Genomic DNA, 26,735 nt, shown 5'->3' with positions numbered 1-26,735 from the left:
TCAAGTCAAAATAAAGTCAGGGTAATATCTCTATGGCTAGGGCTCGAGGATAGTTGGATTTAAGAAATTCTTTATTACCGTATGTTTTTTTAAAACAGCACTTTACTTTTTATAACTAAAAAAGGATGGGAAAGAATTATTATTTGTAATGACTATGGTGTTTTGGTTATTCTCCTGTTTCAGGTGTTTTATAGACCTACTATCATGGGGTGCATAGAGCCCACTTTGAGAAGGCGGCATAAATTGAAAATTGTTATTACCGTCTCCTAAAAGCACCGCGCCAATACCCGCATCATAACGTGTAGTTTCAACTTCTACACCGTAATGATTACCAACTGTAATAATATCTTGATGTCCATCTTTATTTATATCGAGTACTATAGAAGATTTAATAGGGGAAACTTGTGTTTCGTACGGCATCGGTTTTCTTATAAGCTTACCACCTTCATTTATTAAAATAATGCTTTCAAAATTATGGATTTCATATATAACGGCACCGTCTACTTTATCTTCTGGTAGAATGTCTAATAATTTGGAAGATGCGAAACTATTAAAATCTTTGAATTTATCTGCGACATAAGGCATTTGTTGGCTTGTACATTCTCTCCCTCTTACAGGTACATAATCGTTTTTGTAAAATTTTGCTAACACAATGTCGTTTGTTCCATTGTTATCAAAATCGTTGGCGTATACCTTAAAAGGGTGTTCTTTGGTTGCTTTAAATTTATTATTCTTTCCAAGGTTTCCTATAATATAATCGTCATCACCATCATTATCCAGATCACTAGCCGTTATAGACCACCATAGACCTCTGGCGTTTTTAAGTCCATATTTTTCCGAGCTATTTATAAATGTGCCTTCTTTATTTTCTAAAACTATAATCTCCATCCATTCTCCAACTAACATCAAATCGGCGTCATTATCGTTATCAATATCTGTAAAAACAGCATCGGTAACTAATCCAATATTTTCAAGGTCTGGAGCGGTTTTATGCGGTGCTTTTTTAAAGACACCATTATCGTTAATAAGCAAATAGCTGCTTGCTGGAAAAGGGTATTGTCTGGCAATAAGTCGGGTGCCAATAAATAGATCTAAATCGCCATCTGCATCAATATCAGATGCTTTCACGCATTGAGAACTTTCAAAAATAGAAGGCAACCCATGATTGCTTTTTACAAATGTTCCTTGCCCATTATTTATATATAATCTATCTTTTAATAAGGCATCTCCCTGCTTAAATTCATTACCGCCACTAGCAACAAATAAATCTTGATCATTATCCCCGTCCACATCTAAAAATAGTGCTCCTAAATCTTCTGAACCTTTATCATTTTCCCAAGGTTGCGAGGTGCTTTTATTGAATTTTCCATTGGTATTTTGAAGATAGAGTATGCCGCCTTGTCCTGCTGCTCCACCAATAAATAAATCTTCTAATCCATCGCCGTTAACATCTCCAATAGCAGAGAAGGGACCGTTTTGAGATAGTTTATGGGGTAGTAAAATCTCAACTTCAAAATCATCAAATTCATTTTCTTTATGACTGTAAGAAATGCCAATATCGGCAGGTTCTATTTGAGCTAATAATGGTTGTTTTTCTTCAACTTGTTTTGTCGCGATTTTTGCTTTTGAATATTTAACAGTAAGTGTTGTATTTGCCTTTATATTTTCAAATACATTTATTTTCCCATCTGGCCAGAGCACTTCTACTTTATCAACTTCAACATCTTTACCCAATCCAAAAAATAAACCTGGTTCTACTGAAGATAAATAACCTCGCGTTACTGAATTTTCTAAAACCTGCATGTTACCGTTATGATGAATAGTTGCCTTAACCCCATAACCAAATGTGTTTTTATCAGAACCTTTTAGATCAATTTTTAAGAAATTGCCAGTTGCTTTGTTTTCATAAACGAATGCTAAAGCGTCCATATTATTTGTAACAACGTCTAAATCGCCATCATTATCCAAATCGCCATAAGCGATTCCACTTGAAAAACTTGGTGTTTCAAAACCCCAATTTTTTGTGACCTTCTCAAACTGAAGATTACCCTTATTATTATAAGCATAATTAGAAAGCGGTTGGGAAGGTGTGTTTTTACTTATATTGAAAAATTCTTGTGTCGATATATCTGGATCAAGATTGTTTACAATAGTTAAATAATCATTATTTCTAACATCTTTTTTAACGCCATTAGATATTATAATATCTTTTAAACCATCATTATCTAAATCTACAAACAACCCGCCCCAGCTCCAATCGGTTTTAGCAATCCCAGCCATATTGGCAACATCAGAAAAACTGCCGACACCTGTATTGACTTGTAGTGTGTTTGACATGTATTGATGATGCTTTCCTAAGTGAACTAGTTGATTGAAATTTTCGGTCGACATGGAACCCATGTTGGTTTTTGATCGAAAATGATCCTCGGCAGCCATTTCTAGTGTGATAATATCTATCAAGCCATCATTATTTATATCGCCAGCGTCGGAACCCATACTGAATCTGGAAATATGTTTTAAATTATCGTTAATCACATTTCGAAACGTGCCGTCTCCATTATTGTAATACATAAAGTCTGGTTCATCATAATCATTAGCAACATATAAATCGATCCATCCATCATTGTTAAAATCGGCAGCATTTACACTTAATCCATATGCTAAAACACCTGAAATACCTGCTTGTTGAGAGATGTTATGATATCTTCCGTTATCATTTCTATATAATTTATGTGTAAAGAATTTATAACTGTCTTTAGTAATTGTATAACGTATAAACAACTTTTGGTCTGCTGGTTGGTTGACTTGATACATATCCAAATCACCATCATTATCCATATCAAAAAAAACAGCTTGGGTAGAATATCCAGCATCTGCAAGCCCATAAGCCATAGCCGATTCTGTAAACGTAAGGTCTTGATTATTTATGTAAAGTAGGTTTTTACGCTGCTCAGGATTCATAAATTCTCCATTTCTACTAACATAAATATCAAGATAGCCATCTGAATTTACATCTGCCATGGTGACGCCCCATGACCATCCTGAAACTTTGGCGGCTCTTGATTTCTTAGTAATATTTTCAAATTGAAAATGGCCTTTGTTTAGATAAAGTCTATCGCTCACTTGGTTGCCACAAAAGAATATATCTGATAAACCATCATTATTTATATCGCCTATAGCGACTCCCGCACCATTATATATTTGAGCATAATAGAAGTGATTAAAACTTTCGGTTTCTTTAATGGCATTATTAAAATCAATGCCTGTTTTATCTGAAGAAAGTAATTCAAATCCTCCAACTAATGTTTCTGTACATAGCGGACGTTTTGATTTTTGGCAAGACATGATTACAATTAATATCAATATTGCAGCATAGTTGGGTTTAATTTTGTTCATGACCTTTCTTAATTAGAAGTTTAGTTTAATGTAAGAAAATTATGATTATAAAAAAGACTTTTACTTAGAAACTGTTTAAATTTTATCCTATAGTTTATTGTCTTAAGTCCTCATTCTGTAGCAAAATTTCTTTAAGTAGCGATGCTATTCGCATTTATTTTACCTTGATTGAGAACCTAATCTTCCCAAACTAATTCCAAAAACTAAACTTAAACAGTTTCTCAATGATTTGCTTAAAACTTCAATTTTTCGTTGTTATCCCACAATCCCCAATAGGCTCCTACATCTCCTTCGTCTCCTACTTTCCATGATTCATCAAAAGATGAAAAATAAAACATTTCAATAGCATCATCATTAGACCATATTTGTGAGTTTATAAAATATTTTACGGCATTTTCTTCTGATGGAATCGCACCTTGCAGTCCTTCTCCAAAAGAAGGCCATCCTGTTTCGGTTATAATCACTTTTTTTCCGTTTCCGGCACTTTTAGCCTGGTTATACATATCTCTCATATAAACCAGAGCATATTCTTGACTACAGCCCTCCCAATATGGATAGCAATTAGCCAAAATAACATCACAAGCTTCTGTAATTCTTGGTCTGTGTCTAAACTCATAATAAGCGTCTACATATCCCATTGGCACATTTGGAATCGCAGCTTTAACTTCATGCATAAAAACTAAAAGCTCATCTTCGGTTAAATCACCTCTATACATCACTTCGTTACCAACTGCAGCAATATCTACATAGCCTTCTTTTGCCAGTTCTATAAGCCCAGCGATCTCTTTTTTATTGATTTCAGCATCATCGCCCAACCAAGCGCCAACAAGTGTTTTAATCCCGTATTCTTTTGCAATACGCGATATCGCCTCATTGCCATCTGTACAAGAAAAAGAACGAATCCATTTTGTATACGGTTTTATGATTTTCATACGACGTCTAATTTGCTTTTCAGTCATTTGATCACCTGGCTTTTGACCTTCTTCATAAGGACTAAAACAAAGCCCATGCATCCCATTTTTTAATACTCTTTTAAATAGATTATGTAACCCTTTCTGAGTTTTGTCATCAAGATTTAACCCTGCTAACGACCTTATTTTATCTGCTCTGTACGACATATTATATTCTATTAATTTTCTAAAGTTCTCCTCTACGTTTTACTAATTCTACTTTTATCTCTCTTGCTCTTGTTTCATTCAAATTATATTTATACATAATCCCAATGGCTATTCCAGCAGTAACAGCTGGTATAACAATATCTGCTATTCGTAATTTTGTCATTGTTTCAGTTGTTTGCGCCACAGCACCTTCATCGAAACCAACTAAGGTTAAAATGGCTCCACCTAGTACTAAAGCAATTGCCTGTCCCAGTTTTACCATCCACCAGTAAATCGCTCCAAAAGTTCCTTCTTTTCTTGGCATGCCATTTTCTAGTTCATCTAGATCACAAACATCTGCAGTCATACTCATCATTAAAGTAAATAAACCTCCTAAACCAAAAGCCATAAATGGAATAGGTAAGAACATTAGCCAAGGCCCACCCAGGCTTGTGTCCATACTAAACCAGGACATGCCAATGCTGTCCAGAAAAGGATTGATTGCATCAAATATAGAACCCACAAAACTGTTTAATCCTTCACCAAAATTCGTTTTATTGAATTTATCGTTTAATGAATTATCAAAGCCCCACCACTTAAGTATGTAACCAATAATAGAAATGACCGTAGAAATAATAAAAGCCTTCCGCTTTCCCCATTTGTTAGCTATTTTTGAAATGATAGGAATAACCATAAAAGCGGTTATTACTGCTGTAAGCGAAGCAAACCAAGCTGGCCAGGTACCAGCATCACCATAGTTGCCATTATAAATATAAAAGACAATTATAAAAAAACTGAATGAAGCCACCATTTGGAATCCATTAAATACAAGGAATGTAGCTCCGCATAACTTCATGAAGGGTTTGTTCTTGGATACTTCCTTAATCCCTTGAAATAATTCTTTAAAACTAGATGATAGAGTATTAAGGCTTATTTTTTTTCTGTTTTCCATTTTTACAGAATCAATCCCTTTACAGAATAAAGCTGGTAAAACTCCGAGTACAGCACATACTAAACCAACCATTAATGATAATTTACGAACTCCTGTTGCTTGTAGTTTTTCGTCTGTTATTTTTTGTAATTCATCTCCTGTAAGCCCCATTTCTCCAATAATTCTTATGGTTTCTTCACTTAAAGGAAAGACGGTAGGATCGGCAATAATTACCCAAAACCAAGGCACTAGCATCCAAGCAATTTGACCAATAATATTAGCAAATGCCATTAAGCGTGTTCGCTCATTATAATCAGAAGTCATTTCGTATCCTAAACCTACCAATGGTGTAGCATACATGGTGTTTCCAATGAGAAACAATAAAGACATAAGAAGAAAATACCAAAAGTTGAACATAACCGAATTATCTTCGCTCATTTGGAATAAAAGCGCAAACAGGATCCCACTTAAAATAGCTCCAATAAAAATATAAGGTCTTCTACGTCCCCATTTTGACTTGGTATTATCAGAAATAAAACCCATTATGGGATCTGTGATAGCGTCAAATATTCTAGGTAAACCACCTAATAAACCTGCTAACCATGGATCCATTCCAAAAGCAGTTACCAAAAAGAACATAAAAACGGCTAAAGCTCCTGGTAATAAATTAAGTACCAAATGCCCTGAACCGAAAGCTGATTTTTGTAAAAAGGGAACTTTGTCTTTTGCTGCTGTTTTTATATTAGACATATATTATTGGTTTAATAGTTAGACTTATTTTATATTTTAGGAATCATAATAGTTTGAATAGCCTTTACATCTATTGAAAATTCTACAGTTTTTTCATGCATTGAGAGGTTAACACTTTTTGGGTGTTCTGTTTCATTAAAAATGACAACTGCAATACTTCCATCGGGGTTTGTAGCGGCAGTTACCATGAGTTTTTCATTAGAGTTATCTACTCCAATTATTTTTGCATCTGGTCTTATGTATTTACTGAAGTGTGCCATGACATAATAAATGGGAGTGAAATAAACTTCATCAGCATCAGGATCAACAATTACAGGCGCTACACACCAATTCTCAAACCAATTGGGACCGCCTTGTCTATCTAAAACCATATTCCAGTCTACCCAACCATCAACCCAGTTGTTTAAACAACCAATAATATCTCTGGCATATCGGTTTACTGGTGCATATTTTGGATGTAAATATTTTTCTTCTTCAGATGCCCAATCCCAACCCCAATCGGTGGCTTCTTTGCTCCAGTACCAAGTATCATCTTGCCATTTTGGTACTTCAGAATCTACACAACCTTCGGTTTCTATTAGATATTTATCAGGTGCTTTATTGTGTGCATATTGCAAGGCTTCAGGGAAATAATCATAGGTGCTTTCATACCAATGTATCGCCGTACCATGAAAATATTTTGAAGAAGCTTCGTCTTTGTACATGGCATTTACCCACTCTTTTAAGCCTGCTCTATTTTGGTCGTATCCTAAAATTATTTTATCACCTTTTCCATCAGCTTCTAATTTCGGACCTAAATGATGTTGTACGAAATTGGTCATTTCTTGCGGTGTAAAATGCATGCTTTCCCAGTTGTTGCCATTTCCATGAGGTTCGTTCTCCACGGTAAAACCCCAAATATCTATACCTTCTGCTTTGTAGGCATCTAAGTATTTAGAGAAGAACAATGCCCAGGTATCGTAATATTCTGGAAGTAGTTTGCCTCCAACCCATTTGTTATTATCTTTCATCCACGGGGCTGCTGTCCAGGGTGATGCAAATATTTTAAACCCATCTTCAGAGATCGCTAAGGCCTCTTTTATCATGGGAATGAGGTCATCCATATCTTCTTCAATAGTAAAATGTTCTAAATTTTTATCGCCTTCTACGGGGGAATATGAATAGTTGGTTAGTGAGAAGTCACATGAATTCATGTGTGTTCTGGTTAAAGAATATCTAGCGCCGTCTTTGGCGAAGTATGCACGTAAGATGGTATCTCTGTTTTTCTTACTTAGTTTGTTTAGTAAGTAAGCTGAAGACTCTGTAAAAGCACCTCCAAAACCAGAAATGGTTTGAAAGGTTTGTTCTGGAATTAACTTTATAGTCACCTTTGTGTCTGTAGCAGGAAACTCTGTGATTTTGGTCAGTTGATTTCCTTTTGCTGAGGTTTCAAAAATTTGGACTTGTAATTTGTTATCTGTTTTTTCGCAACTCATCATTGTAAATACTAGACAGTAGAAATAATATTTTAAAAGTTTCATAGTCATTTATTATAAATTTTAATGGGATACATTAAATTCCACAGGATTTGGAGGCACTAAAACGTCTTGCATTAAAGCTGCTTTGTCTCCATTATATGTTTTCTTTATTGGGTTTCCATCTCTTGTTAATCCGTCGAATACACCCTGATCTACCAAATCCCAAAGTGCGTATTTTGCTTGCCCTTTTAAGGTGATTAAACCAAAGTGGTTTTCCGACCCTAATTTGTTAGCTGCATCTTTCCATTGCTCGTCAAAAGCTTCAAAATAAAAGCAAGAAATATTCGCTTTATTAGTCCAGTCTCTCATCAATTCATGGTAACGACCAGATTTATATTCGTCTGTCGCTCTCGATCCTTTTATACCATAATGACCATTAGACACTGTTGACCAACCTGTTTCGCCTATGTGTATGGGTTTCTTGATACCTAAACTCTTTATATAGTTTGACACACTATCGTATTGTGTTTTTGAAAAGTTTAAGGCACGTTGCATCGCTGATTCAATCTTTTCTTGTTCAGTCAGGTTGTTTTCATTTTCTGGAACAAACCAAAAGGCAGGATTATAGTGAGAGTTATGCATAGGATAGGTGTGCATAGAAACATAATCTACAGCATGGATTAGTTTTTCTAAATCTTCTGTATGGTAACTAGGGTCTCCGCCGCCCCAAGAAGAAAAATCATCTGAACTGGTTATCCATAATGTTTTTGGAAGTTCGCCAGATGTTTTTAATTCCTGCAAGTGAGTCACCCATTTTAATATCACATTCGGACGCACAAAATAACTTGTTGCCCAATTTACCATGGCTTCATTGCCAACCGCTATAATTTTAACGATGTCTGGGTATGCTTTTGCTAAAGCGACGGCTCTATCAATTTCGGCTGCATTGGCCTCACTTTCTATGTCATGATTTGGTGCTTTATCTGTCCAAGCATTTTGGCAATCTATCCAAGCGCCTAACATTATATACATCTCAAAAGTGGGATCTTCGCTTTTTAATGCTCTTATAGCTTTTAATATATTGGGAGCTTGTTGCAGTTGTACATTATAGGTTCGTAATATTTTAATGCCCATTGCTGCTAAAATTTTCATGTCTTCTTTTAGCTCTATAATGGTTGGCTGTATCTCTCTGGACACTTGCCTATAACCTCCATAGGAAATAGCTAAGTATTTGGGATTACCTAAGATTTCTGCCGCAGTTATATGTTTTTCTTTAATCACTTTTTCTGTTACTTTTTTAGACTTATTTGCACATCCTATTGTTGCAATTAAAATGGTTAGTAATAGGGTTATTTTAAAGTTAGTTTTCATCTGTTTGCTTTTACTTTTTTAGCAATACATTTATTTGAATGACTTCGCCTTTTCTTTGAAAAATTGATTTTGATATTTCTGAGATAAGACTTAAATCATCAAAGTTCAATCGTCTATTATTACTATAAATGACTTGTAAGCTATTTTTATCTGAAAGCTGATATATAATTGGCACTTGACAGTACGTAAAGCAAAGAGAGTCTACTTCTAATAGCATCTCCCATTCCATGTTTTTAACATCTATATAGGTGAAAATTTCTCGATTTTTTAGAAATTCTTCCTTACGTAATAAACGGGGATTAAATGTGATACGGCCATTGTTTACAAAAACACCTAGTTCTCCAAACCTGCTTAAAACATCTTCTTTAACCTGACCCGTCATGCCTGGTTGCTGAGCGCCTTTGGTAGCTGGTGTATGTGAATAAGGGTCTGTTGGAAAAGCACCGTATAGTTCGGGCGATTTATGGGTACCGATACCTGCATTTATTTCGTAATAATGGTCTAATAGATTTCCTATAAGTTTTTGGCTTTGATTGGTGTTTATAGCTAGCAAACAATTTTCTTGAACGGCTAGTAATAATTTGGAAACCATATGCCAATAAATAGACCCCAGGCCTTCGTAACCAAAAAATGTTCCTGAACGCCCTGTAAAAGATTTATGATCGAAGATATCTTCAAAAATATCTAGTAATAATTCGGTGTCTTTTTTTATTAAAAACTGGTAAGTGTCTTTAGGTAAGGCTGCCAGAGCATCTTTTAAACTTTTTGAATTGTTGAAATTACTGTTAAAATGATAGCCTCCTAAAACATCTTTTTCTATAATAGAGGTGTTTCCATTTTTTACTAATTGCTTTAGTAAATTGGACTGTTCCACTTTTTCAGCCGCAATATTGTTTTTCTTATCAAATCGAGGTAATTCTTTATCTGGATATAAAATATAGCTGTACTGATCGCTTCTAAAGAGTGTGCTCTTTTTTAAACCATCTAATAATGTTAAAGCTTCTTTTGGTGATAGATATCCTGAGCTTAAAGCGGCTACTTGTCCTTCCAGCATTTCTGGTAAATAGGATATGGATACTTCCTTCTCATTTTTAACAGTCATCAAATTATATGCGTGGAACATATGGTCCGAACGCTTATTAGCATCAATGGTATGTTGTAGATAGGCTTTTGTTGTTTTTATAAAATCTAGAAGTTCTGTTTTTGTTATAGCAGACTTGTTACCTGTAAAGCCATTATTATAAACGGTTGCTCTATACTTGCTTCCTGCTAATCCCAGACCGTCTAAAACTGTTTTTCTGTTTTTATCAGATACTTTTCCAGAAAGGATGTATTTATTTTTTTCAAGTGTTGAAACAACTTCGTTAAAGCATGCTTTTAGTTCTTTTGAGATATTAACTTGACTTGTTTTTGATTTGTCAACAATCTTTTCGAAGAAATTTAAAAAACGGTTTAAATAGTATAGTGTTACCATAGATACACCATTACCAACTAGGGCATTGTTGGCATCATTCCATTCTGGTCTTTGCGTGTTTAACCAAATACCACCTTCTGGAATAAAGTTTGATACTTTGGCTAATACGGTTGCGATTAATTTTTCAATTAAATTGACTTTATAAATAGCATCGTTTTTATCTCTTAATAAAGCGCCATCTGCTCCTATTTTTTGTTTTGTTTCATTAATTTTCGCATCTAGTTTATGGTCAAAATCAATAGTGTCCTTAGGGTTAATAAGTGTTTCTTGATAGCTTTTTATTTTATAAGGAACATTGGCATAAACAAAAATGTTTTGATCAAAACGTTCTTCAAGTTTGTTTGGGTAGTAATCTTCTATAAATTCCAGAAATTTTAATAGGTAAATAATCTGATGATCTCCCCAATATCCAATATAGGACCACGGGTCGTTTTCTTCAATAATTTCCCAATCGAAACCGTCTTTTGTAACACGATATGGATTGTAGCCTTCAAATGTTGTAGCATTTAAAAACTTATGAATCATATTCTCTATAAATTCTGGATATGAGTGCGCTAAGGCTTCCCAATTTTGAAAAATATCTCGCCAATTTCCTTCATAATCTAAGATTTTAGAGCCATCAATTTCACTATGGGTATTTATTGAAAACTTATTCCAAGGTCGACTGGGATCTCCGTGTCTTCTACTAAATTTTAAGGGTAAGTATTCAAAACTAAGTCGTTTAAAAGTGTTATCGACATCTTGTTCTGCTAGGTTTTTTAAATAGTTAAGTGTAAATAATTCAGGCAAATTATTTAACTGTTTTTCTTTTTTATTGAAAAATGGTTTATTCGCATTTGCCAGATATTTTACAAAATCTGCCTTTTCAATATTGTAATTATCATCAAAAATACCACCACGCATAATATTGAATAGCGTGTTTGAAAAATGCCTTGTGTTTATTAAAGGATCTGCTGTTAACTGCAAGCCATCTGCCGCTGCTGTTAATTGAATTAAATTTTCGGTTCCAGCATCAATATCTTTTTGAATAAGACCAGAGATATCTTTTTCATTTTTAATGATTTCTGAAATTTGATTAACATCTGAAATAGATTGGTTTACGTTAGTAACAAATAGCCAATTTTTCTCCGATTTTGATGCTAAGTCTATATTGGAAGAAATAAAATAAGCGCCTTTTTCTGCTTTTACATCAACTTCTTGTATTAAAGCGTTCTTTTTTCTAAAGCTATTAAGTTGCAATGACGACATTAAATGAATGGGGTTTTCAAAACCAACAGACCAAACGGTATTAGATTTTAATGCTTCACTAGGTTCTGCTTTGTCAACTATTACAGCACTCAATGTAAAAACACCTATACCAACATCGGGTAATAATTCATTTTTTTTGTAAGCGTCAACTAAATTACTTCTACTGTTTTGTAGATCGGAAGTAACACCTGCGGGCAAGATATTTTGTAATCCGTCTAATAAAGTAATGTGAGTTTTAGAATCGGAATTGTTTATCAATGTTGACTTTTTTACAAAACCAAATTGATTACTAGAGTTCCATTGGTATCTGAAAGTTAATCCCAAATCAAGGTTTATTTCTTCAAAAATTATTTTATTTCCAAAACTGTTTTTATATAAATTTCTTGATGTTTCATAAACGCCCATTTGACGGATTGAAAATGGTTCCCATATATGAGTTTCTCCACCCATATGAATCTGAAATATGGTTTTACTTCCTGTAATATCTGCCGATTCTGTTATTTTATCGTCTGTATAATATGGAAATAATGAAGATTCAGAATTTTTTCTTCCAGCAGAAATACCACCATTACTTGATATAAACATCCAGTGATTGGAATCACTAACAATGCTCATAAAAAATGGGCGCATTTTGTCACTGTTGGAAATCTTGTAGTAAGCTTCATTATTAAAAGTGATTAATTCTCCTTTTATTTTATTCATCGTATTTGAAACTTTAGGCTCGTCTATAAAAACTGTACTATTCATTTAGCTTTTTAAGAGTTTAATTGCATTTATATTTAATAAAAAAGGCTAGCTAGTAGATCAAATTTGAGCTAGCCTTTTTTTAATTTTATTCTAGTCTTATATCATCAAAATAATAGATCCCTTCAGAACTTGTTGTCTCACCGTCTGTCCCATCTGGGTTATCTGGCTTAATAACTATCTGATTAACTCCTGTATTACTTGGAGGAATTCCTGTGAATATAATTTCAACTTCTGTCCAAGTATTGGCATTTGTAATTGTCGCAAACTGAGGACCAGGATTCCCTGAACCAGAATCTTGAGGGTCGCTATTTATTTCAAACCTCATAACCACATTTGCCTTAGTAGAGTAAATTTTAACCTTAAGTGTTTTTGTCGCATCAAAATTATTTGGGAATGGGTTTTGAAAACCTGCCCATCTATTTGTTCCTGATGCTTTAACTACTTTTAATACAAAATCTGAAGTATTTATTCCTGTTTTTGCAGGGTTGTCTGTTAACTCTGTTTTAATGCTACCAGAATCTGTAAATGTGCCTAAGAAAGATTCGCAACTTTCAAAATCCACAGGAAATGCTGTTGCTGCTATAGCTGTAGCGCTACAGCCACCACCAGTACCTCCGCCACCGCCACCAGAGCCAGCGTAAAGTCTAAAATCATCAATATAAAACACACCAGTAGTGAATGTGCTTAAATTCATAAATAATACAATCTTATTATATTTATCACTTTCGCCAGCTGCAAAATCAAAAGTCAATTCTTCCCACTCACCAGCAGTGGTTGTAGGAACCGTCGATTCTACAGGTCCCACACCCGCTCCTTCAAGTTTTACTGTAACATTAGTACCAGCATCTGGAGACCATACTTTTATTTTGAACCCAGCATTAGCATTAAAATCGAAGTTTGAAGCAAATGAAAATTGATTGTTTGCAAATTCAAGACTTGCATTTCTAGTAATTTGCCCTACTTGACATGAGGTGTTTACAGGGTTGTCAAAATCGGGGTTTAGTACTCTTACCATAGTGGCGCCATCATCTACAATGGTAGACGTGGTATCATCTGCTTGAAAAGTTATGTTAAAATCTGCTACGTCAAGAGATTGAGCGGTTTCTGGAACACAGTCTCCACCGCCACCAGAGCCAGTACCATAAAGCATAAAATCATCAACATAAAACACACCTGTAGTAAATGTGCCTAAATTCATGAATAGTACGATCTTATTATATTTATCACTTTCGCCGGATGCAAAATCAAAAGTTAATTCTTCCCATGCACCAGCAGTAGTTGTAGGAACCGTTGATTCTACAGGTCCCACACCCGCTCCTTCAAGTTTTATTGTAACATTAGTACCAGCATCTGGAGACCACACTTTTATTTTGAATCCAGCATTAGCATTAAAATCGAAGTTTGAAGCAAATGAAAATTGATTGTTTGCAAATTCAAGATTTGCATCTCTAGTAATTTGCCCTACTTGACATGATGTGTTTATTGCATTATCGGTATCAGGGTTTAGTACTCTTACCATAGTGGCACCATCATCTACAATACTTGAGGTGGTGTCTTCTGCTTGAAAAGTTACATTAAAGTCTGCTACATCAAGAGATTGCTCTGTTTCTGGTGTACATGGTGGTGCTGGCGTTTCAATTTGCATAACATCATCCATATAAAAAGTACCTGTAGTTGTTCCTGGTCCATCAACAAAGAGCACTAATTTTGAGTATTTAGCTGTAGCACTAAAATTAAATGAAAGTGCTTCCCATCCACTACCGCCATGGCTAACAATAATATCTGGTGTAGATGAAGAACCTTCTTCAAGTTTCAATAAAACATCTACTGCCTCATCTGCCCAGAAATTCATTTTAATAGTTTTATCTGTAGCTAAATCTATAGCAGTTCCTAATTCAAAAAAGATACCTTCAAATGACGCTCCACTATTTGTTATGGCGCCTACTTTAGATGCGACATTATTTGTTCCTCCAGGAGCAGGATTATCAACTACTTCAAAAGAGGCACCGCCAAAAGCTGTAGGCTCATACTTCGTGTTTTCGCCATCAAACGTAATGGGTAATGTGGCTATTTCAGGAATTAAAATGGTGATCTCATCCTCAAACACATCGGAAGCTCCTGCAACGTTTGATGCTGTTAAAACGATGGTGTACGTTCCGTTTACATACGTCTTAACAGGGTCAATAAGAGTCGCGCTAGTTTCGTCTCCAAAATCCCAGCTATAATCGGTTGCTTGTGTTGAAATATTAATAAAAGTTACTGTGCCTGTATCTGCATTAATAGTATACGTAAATCCTGCAACAACTTTTGGTAAAACCGTGTCATCATCTTCGCAACCTATAAAGGTTATCGCCAAGATTAAAATCGAGATCTGTTTAAATGTTCTGATTAATTTTTTCATTGTCTTTTTTGTTAGTTGTTACTGTTTTTATAAACTCTTACATAATCTACCAGCAAGGTTTGAGGAAATACGGTCTCTTCATTTGGAGAACCTGGTAATGCACCACCAACTGCTAGATTTAATATGATATAGAAAGGCCCACGATTAAACACCCATTCTCCTGGAACATCATCTGGTGTTATTTGATTATATAATACATCGTCAACGTAGTAATTGATGTAATTTGGACCCCATTCGACACCAAAAACGTGAAATCCAGTATCAAACCTATCGTTCTCTAATTGATAAGGCTTACCAATAGATTCACCACCTGAATACCCAGGACCATGAACGGTACCAAACATTATAGTTGGTTCATCTCCAACATATTCCATGATGTCAATTTCTCCAATTTGTGGCCAAACTTCTGTACCATTAGAATCATCACCTAACAGCCAAAATGCTGGCCAAAGCCCTTTTCCATAAGGCAGCCTCATACGGGCTTCAAAGCGACCATAGGTTTGTTCAAACTTTCCTTTAGTTAATAATCTTGCTGAGGTATACGAAGCCCCATTAAATGCTTCTTCTTTTGCTGTTATTATCAATACCCCATTTTGTACAGTTACATTTTCTGAACGGTCTGTGTAATATTGCAATTCATTATTACCCCAACCATTATCACCTGTACCTATATCGTAACCCCAAATGGCTGAATTAGGAGCGCCTTCTGTGTCAAACTCGTCTGCCATTACTAATTCTGTGAACCTAGCAACGATTTGTGTATCGTCTGTAGCACAGCTAGAAAGGAAACCAAATAGTATGATTACAATGCCTTTTAGAATGATTGATTTCATTGTTTTAGTATATATGTGTTTTATGTCCATAATTTTATTATTTGATATTTAGGATATGAGACTATTTTACGGTGTGTAGAAATATATATTATCCAATATAAAGTTAGGACCGCCCGTTATTATAAGAGCTCCTAAATTATTTTTTTGACTAGCGATATCGCCTGCTAGAGGAATTTCAAATGAGGTCCATTGACCAGCAGTTAAATCTGTTAAATCAAATCTAAAATCTTTATCATCTGCTATTGGAAATCCTGTATTTGTATCTGTTTCTATTACTTGGTTGGCACCAATATCTCTAATCTGAAGTCCTACATTTATGCCAGCTTCTTGTACATATACATCAACATGTAAGAATGTTAATCCAGAGGCATCTATAGTATTCTCAAAAAGAATTCCAGTAAAATTGTTATTAGTATAAGATAAGAATGAATCACCGTTAGATGTAGGCGTTGATGTTTCTGTTGTAGACCCGCCAAAACCTGGTGTGAAGTTGCTTTCTGTATCATTTACATAAGCATCGCTAAATATAGATTTTACATTAGCTTGCGAAAAAGTTGGAGTTGGAGCAGATTCCAAACCGCCACTGGATGTTATTGACAAAGATCCTTCTGCTAATACGCCACCTAAGGTTGCTGTTATTTCTGCAGTACCGTCTCCTATAATAGAAATTTCGCCGCGTTCGCTTACTCTAGCAACCTCAATATCTGAAGATGAAAAATCGAAATAAGATGGTGCTATAGCTACCGTTTGGTTGTCACCTGAACCTAAATTAAAAGTTTGTGTTAGCCCCGTTATTGTAATACTTGAACCTGTAAAACTTTGTTCCGAAAGACTTTCTCCATTAAAAATCTTTGGTCTTGGTTGTGATACCGTACCTAGTTTTTCAAATTTAATTTCGTCAAACCATAATACATACCCACCTTCGTCTTCTGCAAAAGACGCGCCTTCAGCTAACCAAAATAAGCCAGTTTCATTAAATAATTTGGATGCATCAGGGATGGGTATTGTATATTTGTCCCAGTTGGTGTCTATTTCTAAGCCATTAAGTTCAACAATGTATTTATTTTCTGTATCACCAGAAATACCAAAGCCTATTGAGTTTATACTTGCCGATTGGGATGCTTTTGCATAAAAGGTAAGTGCATCAAAACCCGAAAGGTCTCTATTAGATGTTGTATTAAATGTAGCTCCTACAAAACCATTACCAAATGAAGGCACATCGAATCGCATGGCTCCAGATCCTGAAAATACATCATCTGATACAACAGTAAAGGCAAAGGGATCGGCGCCCGCATCTACAAAAGGAAAGTAATTTAATCCAGAAGAAAAGGCATCAAGAAAAACACTTCCATCTGCAGGGAATGTCGCAAACTCAGCTTCGTTTGATAAATCTCTTTCACAACTTATAGTGGTAATAATTATAGCTAATGTGAAAATAGTTGTAAGCTTTGAATATATAAATGTTCTATTTTTCATAATATCTTTATTTTCCAATATTAATGTGTACGTATGTTCTAATTTCCCACTCATTTCCGTTACCGAAACCAACAGGACTTATTGTAGGTGCTGTTGCAAATTCGGATGTTGTTTGATTTGGTAAGTAGCGTGGAGAAAACTCATTGAGTGAACGCCATGTACCACGAATTCCAATTTTAGTATTGGGTAAAACAAACCAATCTGGCTTCCCTATAGATGTTGATACATCTAACATGAGCTGTACGGGATAGGTTAAGTTAAAATCACGATGATAATCGAAAGGCCCCCAGTCATTAATTTTAAAGGAGTGTATTAGTTTAAGTTTATTGTATATTAATCTAATATCACCACCAACACGTTTAATCAGTCTTTCGTCACTACCATTGGATTGTGCGTTTCCAGCATAAAAATTTGCGATAAGTCCTAAATCTGGACTTACTTTAGATACCATACGTGTATGTGCTTCCCATAAATCTTGTGCGGGAGCGGCATTAGGAAAGGCAAAAGAGGTACGGTCTGCTAAAAACCCGATGGCAGCATCTTGAGCTGTTGGATGATGACGAAAAACAAAACCGAAATTAAAAGCAAATTTTGCGTCTTCAGCTCTATCGTTATCCCATTCGTACATCCAAGTTCCTGGAGTTGGATCGTAGGTAAATAAAATCTCTCCAGCTGTTGTTTCTCTATTTGCTCTTACAGCAAAGGGATCGTCTTGAATGTTTCTAAGTCTTCCTGGTGCTCCAACATCATTTGGCATGGCATCAACAATTGGTTTTTGCCATAAGAAGTTTGGTGCAATTTGAAAGTTTCCTATGGTATATGTAAACCCTGTAAGAACGTTATTTTGATTTCCGCTTCCTGTGTCTTTAAGTTTCCAGCCTGTAAATGTTTGTGTTTGATCGGCTCCTCCGTTAGCAACTAACCCCATGGTAGCTCCTTGAGCATACCAATTAAATAGTCCTTTTTGAAAGGTTATTTTAGCTTTTGCGCCCCAATTATCTTTTTCATTGATTTCATCATTATAAATAATATAATTTCCTGGTTCGCCTTCGGAAACTTGAAACTTTCGTCCATTTAAAGGGTGTCCACCCCAAATACCACCAGCTTCTATCTCAAATGCTCCAAATTTTTTTTTGGCATGAAGGGTTACTCTACGTGTTTTTGGAAGCGGCACTGCAATTGAAGTTACGGCTTCGCCAACATCGTCTATATCTTCATGATATACACCTGTAACATCAAAATGAGCTAGTTTTGTACTGTATTTTAATAATATTGCAGGGTTAGCGCCCCACCAAAGTTGAGGTCCAAAAGCGGCTTTTAAACCTTTTAAGCCTTTTTTACCATCAACTTCAAAACCAAGAATCTCTCCATTATAAATATCTAGATTTGGACCATAATTAGCTTGCGGGTATAGACCGAAGAAATCACCTTCGTAAGCCCAATGGTAATGTCCTGTTCTATAAAAACCTCTTAAATCAAACTCTTTAGCTTTCCATTCAAATTCGGCGTTGTAAACTTTTACGCGATTAGGGTCTGTAATATCTACATTACCTTCATCTGTATTTACTGAAAGTGGACGCCCTGTGTTTTCATAAAAAATTTCATCAATAGGATTTTCGGCGACATTGCCAAGAATATTGAAATTTACGTTGGCACGCATATTAGAGGTTGGATTTCCTTCAACTCCAATAAAATAGGATTGCATGTGGTCGAAACCTAATTCATTTGGATATACTGTTTCATTTGGATTGGCTTCACTTGGAGTTGTAATTAAATTACCACCTGTATTGTATGTTGTAAATTCTGCTCTTAAATTGCTTAGTCTAATTTTATCTGAACTACTTCCTTTTAAAGCCGCTTTGTCTCCTCTGGCTTTTAAAACAGCATCCATTAATTGAATATTATTAAAATGGTCTTTTACAAATTTTGCTGTGACACCTTCTTGGTATGGATTCAGTTGGTGTGCTTCTTTTAGGGCGTAATAGGCAGCCCGTGGGTATAAATCGTACAATCCTCTTGCGCTGGTTGGTCCTTTGGCACAGATACCAAACCATTCTTCGTTCATATTATTTTCACCAGGCGCTAAATCTCTAGCATATCCGCCGTTAGCCCATGAGGCATTATTATCATGTACATCTGCATTTTCTCTTTTGTCGAAACCGAATTTCCACCAACCATCACTAAATTGAAATGTAAACCCTCCTATAGAGTTATCTTCTTTTTCTAAACCAGCGGCATTTTCATAAATCTCTTTCCAGTTTTCAACCATATAATAGGCTTGAGATTTCTGATCTTCTTTATTTTCAATGGCATTGAATGCATCTGCGCCAAACTCGGTAAACATAATAGGTTTATTCAGTTTTTCTTTAACCACCTTAAACATGTCGGTAAAAGAAGGGCCTCGATATGAGTTGACTCCGTATATGTCAATGTCTTTACATTCTTCTGCAATAATATCGATGAACAATACATCGCCATTGCATATAGCTACTGGGTGGGATGCATCCATAGCCTTCATTTTTTTAGCAACATCGTTCATGAGTTTATACATGGGTCTGCCACGTTTTTCACCTACTTCTCTTTTTTTCTCTTCTTCATCAGGAAAATCTTCTGTTTCTGCGCCTGCCCAAAATAAACCGTAGTTATTTTCATTACCAAGTAAGTATAGTAATAGGCCTGGCGTGTCTTTATAGTCTTTTACTAATTGCTCCATTTCGGCTATTAAAAACGCTTGAGTCCGAGGTTCAGAATAGATAGTTACGGGTGTCCACACACCATCAAGCGTTAAACCGTAACGCCCGAAAGAATGATTAAGCATGGTGTAAATACCATAGTTCTCATATATATATTGAATCCATTTTGCTGGAACGCCTGTATATTGGCGTATAACATTAACATTCATGTTCTTTAAAAGTGACATTTCTGTGTCAAGTCCTGCTTTGATGATATCATCGGACTTTTTCCAGAAATTAGCATTCACAGTATTGGTGCCAATAGGAATGTAATCCCAGTTCATACCATTAATCATGAAGTCTTCTCCATTGACAACTAATTTCATGCCCTCTTCATTACTTACAACGGATACTTTATTGGCTTGAGACCATATCGTTATTGTAAATAAAAAAAGTGCTAATCTTAGAAAAGTGTTTTTCATAGTATTATTCGTTTTTACGTTAGTTTTCTATAAAAAAGGTTAAGGATTAAAGCTTCGGGATTATTTTAACCAAGACATTTTAGAGAATTATAAATTTAGTCTGTTTGGTTGTTGAATTGGTAAAAAACACCGCTACAAAAATCATACATCCTTAAAATTCATAGCATTCTATTGCGAGAACGACAATATTTATAGGGTTTGTTTGGTAAATTGACAGCGGTATTGGGAGCTTTAAAATTTCGTTTTTAAACGTAATGTTGTGGTATTGTATAGGTTAAAAAAGGAGATGTTGTAGATTTAATTTTTGCGTATAGAAGTATAAAGCGCCATAAACATTGAAAAGTCTTGATTTTTAGTAACCTTTAATGTTAGATCTACTTCATTTGTTGAGGGTAGTTAGTAGTGGTTTTATTGGTTTTAAATAGGGTTGAAAATTTTGACATGAACTAACCTGACGGTTGATAGGTTTCACGAATTCACACTAATTAGGTTTGCTCTGTTTACTATTTTAAATGGTACATTTGTAATGCAAACACATTTTAAATTCAGAGGTCTAATCTACAAATTAGTCTTAAACAGAAAATATTGGAAAGGCATACGGGTGCAAGTCCCGAGACCAGTCTGGGCATCGCTTGGAATGTGTTTGCGGTGACCTTTCCTCTTTTTATTAATCTTATTTAGCTCTAAAGTAACTATCGTTATTAGTCACAGACGAGCAATCCATGTGACAAAATGGAATAAATCTCTTTGACTTAATAACATTGAGCTGAAGGTATAGACGATTAAAGCCTTTTGATTTATGCAGAAAAAAAGAAGGTCTAAAAAGTGATGAATTATACATTTTGTTGAGTGTTGTTTCTTTTCTTACATTTGTAGTGCTAAACTTATCAAATTGTCATGATGCAATTACTATTTCATCGATTTAAAATTAAAATTTTGGACAGGCATACGGGTGTAAGTCTCGGGATCTTTCGAAGCATCGCTTTGATGAGTTTAGCAGTGACCTGTCCTCTTTTTATTAATCATTTAATCCATTATTATGCTAAACTCAAATGGTCAAAATGTATGTTCGAAATGTAAGTCGGTCAATACATCGGATGATGCACGAAACGTATCGAAAAAAGTCAAAAAGCTTTTATATACCGCTCAGGTAGAACTGTTGGAGTTTATTAGTTTTTACGACACTTTAGAACTCATCAAGTCTTTAGAATGGGTTCATAACACAGCACTTTACCATTCTCATTTGTTTATTGAGGATGAAGAAAAATCCATTTTATTTAATGTCAAACTACTAATGGATAAGTTGGGTGATATTGTCCGACAAGATTAGTTTTTGAAAAAAAGATTGTCAATTAATCTTTTTGGCAATCTTTTTTGAGTTTCTTACGGGCACGGAAAACATTTCCGCGCTAGCGGGGTTAGGTTGGAATCCTAAAGACAATAATTAAATGATAAAACTTTAAATTATTATATTTATAAAAAATTTACTTCATGCAAAGCAATATATCATCAATAATTTCAGCTTTAAAAATCATTAAAAAAGAAAACCCTGATAGCGGAGCTATTGAGTTGTTAGAGGACGCTCTTAAAAAATCTATGAAATACCATGTATTAGATATGGCTTCTATGGGATCTGTAATTGATATAAAGGAAGTAGAAGAAGAGCTAAGAAATGGATTAAGCCTTTTAGGAATTGTAAATTCTAAATAATTATATACCCATTTTTAGATGTTTAGTTAGGATTAAGCCAATACAGTAAATATTAACGAGGTGTATATTAGTTCTTTCTAATAGAAGATTTATTTTGTTGGATGACCAACCATAAGAGCGTATATTGTTAAGAGATATGAAATAAATACTTCATTGGAAAATACCCTAATTTTTTTTTTTGGGTTTTCTGTCTTTCTCTTTTTGGTGTAAACTTGTATGGAGTTCTCTATTTTTCATTGTTTTCAGATAACCATTCAAATCGTTTTAGCATATAATCATAACCTCTAATTTCAGATTCATTTTCAGAATTTGCCATTTTAGATTTTATATGACTTAATATTTCAGAAACCCTTTCATTACTCAAGTCTAAACGTCCACTTGAAAGTCCAGTATCCATACTTTTTGAAGCTCCTTCAATATATTCATCAAAGTATTTAATTCCAGTTCTTTCTAATAATTCATTGGCGAATAAATGAAAGCTGTTATATACTCCGAATGTTTCTTTTGCACATTTTGATAATTCGAGATACAAGTCAAGTATTAACTTTTCGGAAGAGTAAGAGAAGTCATTTTTTATCGTTTCACAAAGTTTCATTCGGAAATCATAATTTTTATCTTCAAAGTCGCCTTCGTGTTTTCCATTCCAGTCAAATTTTATTCTGTCAAAATCTTTGTCAGAATAGTTTTTTGCAAATGTCTGGATTTGGTTTTTCGTCATTTTCTGAAATTGTTGCCAATGTGTTTATAATTGGTTACGTGGTTAAACTACTAGTTTAGCAAATAAAACCAAATAAAATCCGCGAGGATTTTCATAAGTAGGCTAGAACTGCAATAAATTATATACGTTTTAGCTTACTGGCTTTATTCCGATTTACAAGTGAATTTTATATTCAAATTCCTTATAAATTCGAAATCGTCAATCCAACTAACATTCATATTATCACAAACGTGAGGGATTTTAATTTTGGTTTGTTTTTTGAAATAGTCTTTTGTTTCCTTTGTTACCACAATTGCATTTTCTTTCATTGCGTGTGCAATTACCCAAGGATCAGCTTTTGAGTGAATTCCGTTGCTTGAAACTAAATATTTATGGTTTGGATTTGATGTATATATTTCTTTAAGACAGTTTGCTACTTCACCATCAATTTTTTTAATCGGAATATCGCTGTTTTTCAGCCATTCAAATAGGTTGTCTTCTCCTTTCTCAATTTCTTCATAAACCAATTCGGGAATAAAAATTACGCCTCTTTTCCCTAAATTATTTAAAACGTCCCAATATGATGGACAAATTTCTGGTGAGTAATATTTTTGCCAAGCTTGAATAAGAATGTTAGCATCAATACAATAAATTACTTTTTCATCTTCGAACATTAGGCAAGCAGTTTTTCAAATTTTTGGAATTTATTTATCTGCGTGTTAAGAAGGTTACTTGCAATTGATGGTGAAAGTGAACCATTATTAAAAGAATCCATTACAATTCTTGTAAATAGCTTACTGTTTTTATTTAATCGAAGAAGGTAAGCGTCTGGACCACCTTTTCTTTCTTTTTGTTTTTCCTTTTTAATCTTTTCTCTTTCCAAAAATTTCTCAAATTCATCTTGAGATTCTTGTTTAAGTGCCTTGTATTTAGGTTGATTAATTAAATTTAAGTTTAAAGCTCTTACTAATAAGGCAAAAGAACTTACTCCAAGTTCATTTGCTTGTTTGATAATCAAATTGTTTGAGTCAAATGTATCTGTTCCAAATTGAGTAATTATTTCCGTTGGCATTAATGCATTAGCTGCAACTTGGTTACAGAATAATTCTACTGGATGAAATTTTGATTTAGGCTTGTCGCTAAAGTCAATATCTATTTCATTTGATATTCCTGATTTAGCTATCCAAATATGTGCTAATTCGTGAACTAGTGTAAAAAGTTGTGGTGCATTCCAATTTTTTGAATTCACAAAAACAAAAGGAGCAAACTTGTCGGCAATGGCAAATCCTTGTATTAAATCTCTATCTAAAACTAATCTTGAATGTAAGTAGCTTGTTCTAGATATAAATATTCCTGCTGTTTCGGATTTGTCAATCCATTCGTTAATAGGTGTTTTTTGATAACTACTTGGATTAATCTTTAAAGTGGTTAATATATCTTTTGCAACAACTTCTGGATTATCATTTATAGAATATTTACCAACAAAGGGAAGTTTGTCCTCTCCAATTTCTTCGAATAATTCACTTATCCAATTCTGTTTTTCTTGAACATCTCGAATAATAAATAATGAAGCTGTATCTAATTTTTGTGAATCACTTCTTCTATAATCCTGAAGTGGTTGAAAGTCTTTTGGAATTTCTGGTAAAAAGAAAAGTGAAAATGGTCTTCTAAAACTTTTTGCCAACATTTGTGCTTGTCGAATGGTCGGGAAATCATTTCCATCCTCCCAAATCAAATACCTTTCAGGCGATACCGAAACTTTTTTGGCAGCATCTTCCACAGAGATTCTAGCAGACTCTCTAGCCCACTTTAAAATCTCGGATGTTATAAATGCTTTATCAACCATTACTTTTTTCTAATTTTTATACAAAGGTAAAATTTTAATTCATTACGTGATTTTTTTCAACTTATGACAACTATATAGTATTAGTCTAAACGCAATTGTGTTTATATCTCTTTCAAATATAATAGTTTTAATGCGAATTTTCTGTATAAATTTTCAAACTTAATGATCGTGTTTTATACCTCATGCAGAATGAAACTAGAGATCTTTCAATTGTAATATTTAGCTCTAAAGTAACTACCGTTATTCGTCATAGACGAGCAATTCATGTGAAAAAATAGACAGAAAATCGGAATTATTCCGATTTTCTGTTCAAATTATTACAATAATTTTCTAGGTGTTTATCTACAAATCTAGTAGGTTTTTAATTAACTTAAAATGATTTAAAGCAATTTTGGTGTATATTTCTGTAGTCTTTTTGATTACAAAATCATATGTTAACTCCAATGCAATGCACAAACAAAAAGTACTCAAAAGAAAACAATACAATGAAAAAAGCTCAACAAGGATATTCCTTGTTAAGCTTTAATTAAAACATTTCCGCACTAACGGACAGTAAATGTAAAAAGTGTTTTTAATGATTTTTCACATAGTGTTGTGTGTTCGTTTTTGTAAACCTTGATCTAAATTTATTTGTTCTTCAATTTCTTTAACATCTCTATTCCGTTCACATTATCAGAGTCTAATTCAATAGATTTTTCGTAATTTTTAATTGCCAATTCGGAATTTCCATCTACCATATATGCTTCTCCCAAGCTGTCATAAACATTTCCAGATTCTGGGTATTCTTCAACATTTAACTTAAATATTTCAATTGCTTCCTTTACTTTATCCGATCGAAGTAATTCATAGCCAAATCTATTAAGTGAACCTTCAAAGAAAAGATAGTCATTAGTTTCAGTTGTTTTCACCTTTTTATATTTGGCAATTGTAGAAGCAATTCCCTCATTAATGAGAGTCCTGATTAATAGTGGGGTAATAATCTTTTTACATCTATCTCCTAGTGATACATCCAATTTCCAGTTAATCCAATCGCAATATGCTTGGCGATATACATTATGTCCCGAACCTCCGTTGGTAATCATGGCAAACCCGTCGCCTGTTTTTTGATTTACCTGTAGAAAGGCATGCCAACCAGTATTGGCTCCTCCATGTCCTACTAATACTGCGGAAGTATTGGGAATAGAATCAACATGATATCCTAAACCATATTTACCATCAGATGCTGGTACAGGGGATGTCATTAGTTCAATCGTACTTTGCTTGAGAATTGATTGCTGAGTTCCTGAGGTATTAGAAACATTAAGGCTTGCTTGAGCAAAAATCGCAAAATCTTCAATTGTCGTATGTAGACCAGCAGCGGCCTTTGCCGTGAATAATTCAAAAGGAATTACTGCTCCATAGTTATTATGTTCTAATGATGATTTATCTAATATCTTTTCATTGATTATGTAGCTACTATTTACCATACCTAGTGGATTTAGAATCTCAGCCTGCATGAAATCAGCAAATTTTAATCCAGTTACTTCTTCAATAACTAATTGCAGAATAGTAAATCCACCACCTGAATATTTCCACTTTGTTCCAGGTTCCATAATTAACCTGACATCACCTGGGCCATTATTTTTTCCTGATAAGGATTCTTCAATTGTTGGCAAAGTGTCGCTGGGAGACCAACCAGGATACCCAGGCAGTGATAGTCCAGATGTATGACTAAGTAGTCTTCTGATTGTTACTTTATTGATGCTATATTCCGATTTCGGAAAATGCCATCTAGTTAGATATTTTTCTACGGGGCTATCCAATTCAACTTTGCCTTCTTCAACTAATTTCATAATGCCCCATGCAGCTACAGTCTTTGAGATGGAGCCAATATTGAAACCTGTTTGATCATTAACTTTAATATTGTTTTTTACATCAGCATATCCATAACCCTTTTGAAGGATTACCTCGCCATTATCAATTATCGCAATTGCAGCTCCAGGAACGACGAACTCATCTAACCATGCAGGAATCTTGTTATTCAAGTTATTTAAATATTCATCTTTAGTAATAGATTTCGATTGAGCATAAACGGCATGATTTAAAATCATAATCACCCAAATCAAAAAATATAGTTTACTTACATAATTTCTCATATTATTTTCATT

16 protein-coding genes are annotated in these 26,735 nt (G+C 34.3%); 2 read left to right on the top strand and 14 right to left on the bottom strand.

Annotation, left to right across the window (positions count from 1 at the left end; genetic code table 11):
• Nucleotides 1–102: 102 nt before the first annotated feature.
• The 10 genes from Q4Q40_RS14430 to Q4Q40_RS14385 all read right to left on the bottom strand — a co-directional run bounded on the left by Q4Q40_RS14430 (nt 103) and on the right by Q4Q40_RS14385 (nt 20,335).
• Entirely contained in the window at nt 103–3,396 is a 3,294-nt protein-coding gene (locus Q4Q40_RS14430) for a VCBS repeat-containing protein (RefSeq protein ID WP_303302590.1), read from the bottom strand.
• 233 nt (nt 3,397–3,629) lie between these two features.
• Nucleotides 3,630–4,514 carry a glycoside hydrolase family 17 protein gene (locus Q4Q40_RS14425; protein WP_303302589.1) on the bottom strand — a complete coding sequence of 295 codons (885 nt, stop codon included), beginning with the start codon at nt 4,512–4,514 and terminating at the stop codon, nt 3,630–3,632.
• 19 nt (nt 4,515–4,533) lie between these two features.
• Nucleotides 4,534–6,174 carry an MFS transporter gene (locus Q4Q40_RS14420; RefSeq protein WP_303302588.1) on the bottom strand — a complete coding sequence of 547 codons (1,641 nt, stop codon included), beginning with the start codon at nt 6,172–6,174 and terminating at the stop codon, nt 4,534–4,536.
• Between the two features lie 29 nt (nt 6,175–6,203).
• Complete coding sequence (locus Q4Q40_RS14415; protein WP_303302587.1) at nt 6,204–7,694, bottom strand: glycoside hydrolase family 30 protein; 1,491 nt, start codon at nt 7,692–7,694, stop codon at nt 6,204–6,206.
• Nucleotides 7,695–7,712: 18 nt separating this feature from the next.
• A complete protein-coding gene (locus tag Q4Q40_RS14410; RefSeq protein ID WP_303302586.1) occupies nt 7,713–9,002 on the bottom strand; it encodes a glycoside hydrolase family 17 protein in 1,290 nt (429 codons plus the stop codon).
• A gap of 10 nt (nt 9,003–9,012) precedes the next feature.
• On the bottom strand, nt 9,013–12,471 hold the full coding sequence (locus tag Q4Q40_RS14405) for a 1,3-beta-D-glucan phosphorylase, GH149 family (RefSeq protein ID WP_303302585.1): 3,459 nt from the start codon (nt 12,469–12,471) through the stop codon (nt 9,013–9,015).
• Nucleotides 12,472–12,556: 85 nt separating this feature from the next.
• Nucleotides 12,557–14,872: a PKD domain-containing protein gene (locus Q4Q40_RS14400; protein WP_303302583.1), complete on the bottom strand. Its 2,316-nt coding sequence runs from the start codon at nt 14,870–14,872 to the stop codon at nt 12,557–12,559.
• Between the two features lie 11 nt (nt 14,873–14,883).
• Nucleotides 14,884–15,705, bottom strand: coding sequence for a glycoside hydrolase family 16 protein (locus tag Q4Q40_RS14395; protein ID WP_303302582.1), 822 nt, complete (start codon nt 15,703–15,705; stop codon nt 14,884–14,886).
• Between the two features lie 66 nt (nt 15,706–15,771).
• Entirely contained in the window at nt 15,772–17,181 is a 1,410-nt protein-coding gene (locus Q4Q40_RS14390) for a glycosyl hydrolase family 16 (RefSeq protein WP_303302581.1), read from the bottom strand.
• Nucleotides 17,182–17,188: 7 nt separating this feature from the next.
• Nucleotides 17,189–20,335 (bottom strand): glycoside hydrolase family 2 TIM barrel-domain containing protein, encoded by a 3,147-nt coding sequence (locus Q4Q40_RS14385; RefSeq protein WP_303302580.1) that lies wholly within the window; start codon nt 20,333–20,335, stop codon nt 17,189–17,191.
• 1,039 nt (nt 20,336–21,374) lie between these two features.
• Here Q4Q40_RS14385 and Q4Q40_RS14380 point away from each other — a divergent pair.
• Nucleotides 21,375–21,665: a hypothetical protein gene (locus tag Q4Q40_RS14380; protein ID WP_303302579.1), complete on the top strand. Its 291-nt coding sequence runs from the start codon at nt 21,375–21,377 to the stop codon at nt 21,663–21,665.
• Between the two features lie 161 nt (nt 21,666–21,826).
• Nucleotides 21,827–22,045: a hypothetical protein gene (locus tag Q4Q40_RS14375; protein WP_303302578.1), complete on the top strand. Its 219-nt coding sequence runs from the start codon at nt 21,827–21,829 to the stop codon at nt 22,043–22,045.
• Between the two features lie 226 nt (nt 22,046–22,271).
• Here Q4Q40_RS14375 and Q4Q40_RS14370 read toward each other — a convergent pair whose 3' ends face one another.
• The 4 genes from Q4Q40_RS14370 to Q4Q40_RS14355 form a co-directional block, all read right to left on the bottom strand.
• The gene (locus Q4Q40_RS14370) at nt 22,272–22,763 is read right to left on the bottom strand and encodes a hypothetical protein (RefSeq protein WP_303302577.1); all 492 of its coding nucleotides are present in this window, start codon (nt 22,761–22,763) and stop codon (nt 22,272–22,274) included.
• 143 nt (nt 22,764–22,906) lie between these two features.
• On the bottom strand, nt 22,907–23,416 hold the full coding sequence (locus Q4Q40_RS14365; protein ID WP_303302576.1) for a DUF4411 family protein: 510 nt from the start codon (nt 23,414–23,416) through the stop codon (nt 22,907–22,909).
• A complete protein-coding gene (locus tag Q4Q40_RS14360) occupies nt 23,416–24,588 on the bottom strand; it encodes an XRE family transcriptional regulator (protein WP_303302575.1) in 1,173 nt (390 codons plus the stop codon). The genes Q4Q40_RS14365 and Q4Q40_RS14360 overlap by 1 nt, the downstream gene beginning before the upstream one ends.
• Before the next feature lie 626 nt (nt 24,589–25,214).
• Complete coding sequence (locus Q4Q40_RS14355; protein WP_303302574.1) at nt 25,215–26,723, bottom strand: serine hydrolase; 1,509 nt, start codon at nt 26,721–26,723, stop codon at nt 25,215–25,217.
• Nucleotides 26,724–26,735 lie beyond the last annotated feature (12 nt).

The sequence above is a fragment of the Flavivirga jejuensis genome (genome assembly GCF_030540765.1).
In the GTDB taxonomy this organism is placed as follows: Bacteria; Bacteroidota; Bacteroidia; order Flavobacteriales; family Flavobacteriaceae; genus Flavivirga; species Flavivirga jejuensis.
This window is presented reverse-complemented; position numbering and strand designations above follow the sequence as displayed.

What these genes read in the sequence shown, in the direction of transcription:
- Q4Q40_RS14430 (WP_303302590.1), bottom strand. Translation starts at nt 3,396, where the DNA reads ATGAACAAAATTAAACCCAACTATGCTGCAATATTGATATTAATTGTA.
- Q4Q40_RS14425 (WP_303302589.1), bottom strand. Translation starts at nt 4,514, where the DNA reads ATGTCGTACAGAGCAGATAAAATAAGGTCGTTAGCAGGGTTAAATCTT.
- Q4Q40_RS14420 (WP_303302588.1), bottom strand. Translation starts at nt 6,174, where the DNA reads ATGTCTAATATAAAAACAGCAGCAAAAGACAAAGTTCCCTTTTTACAA.
- Q4Q40_RS14415 (WP_303302587.1), bottom strand. Translation starts at nt 7,694, where the DNA reads ATGAAACTTTTAAAATATTATTTCTACTGTCTAGTATTTACAATGATG.
- Q4Q40_RS14410 (WP_303302586.1), bottom strand. Translation starts at nt 9,002, where the DNA reads ATGAAAACTAACTTTAAAATAACCCTATTACTAACCATTTTAATTGCA.
- Q4Q40_RS14405 (WP_303302585.1), bottom strand. Translation starts at nt 12,471, where the DNA reads ATGAATAGTACAGTTTTTATAGACGAGCCTAAAGTTTCAAATACGATG.
- Q4Q40_RS14400 (WP_303302583.1), bottom strand. Translation starts at nt 14,872, where the DNA reads ATGAAAAAATTAATCAGAACATTTAAACAGATCTCGATTTTAATCTTG.
- Q4Q40_RS14395 (WP_303302582.1), bottom strand. Translation starts at nt 15,705, where the DNA reads ATGAAATCAATCATTCTAAAAGGCATTGTAATCATACTATTTGGTTTC.
- Q4Q40_RS14390 (WP_303302581.1), bottom strand. Translation starts at nt 17,181, where the DNA reads ATGAAAAATAGAACATTTATATATTCAAAGCTTACAACTATTTTCACA.
- Q4Q40_RS14385 (WP_303302580.1), bottom strand. Translation starts at nt 20,335, where the DNA reads ATGAAAAACACTTTTCTAAGATTAGCACTTTTTTTATTTACAATAACG.
- Q4Q40_RS14380 (WP_303302579.1), top strand. Translation starts at nt 21,375, where the DNA reads ATGCTAAACTCAAATGGTCAAAATGTATGTTCGAAATGTAAGTCGGTC.
- Q4Q40_RS14375 (WP_303302578.1), top strand. Translation starts at nt 21,827, where the DNA reads ATGCAAAGCAATATATCATCAATAATTTCAGCTTTAAAAATCATTAAA.
- Q4Q40_RS14370 (WP_303302577.1), bottom strand. Translation starts at nt 22,763, where the DNA reads ATGACGAAAAACCAAATCCAGACATTTGCAAAAAACTATTCTGACAAA.
- Q4Q40_RS14365 (WP_303302576.1), bottom strand. Translation starts at nt 23,416, where the DNA reads ATGTTCGAAGATGAAAAAGTAATTTATTGTATTGATGCTAACATTCTT.
- Q4Q40_RS14360 (WP_303302575.1), bottom strand. Translation starts at nt 24,588, where the DNA reads ATGGTTGATAAAGCATTTATAACATCCGAGATTTTAAAGTGGGCTAGA.
- Q4Q40_RS14355 (WP_303302574.1), bottom strand. Translation starts at nt 26,723, where the DNA reads ATGAGAAATTATGTAAGTAAACTATATTTTTTGATTTGGGTGATTATG.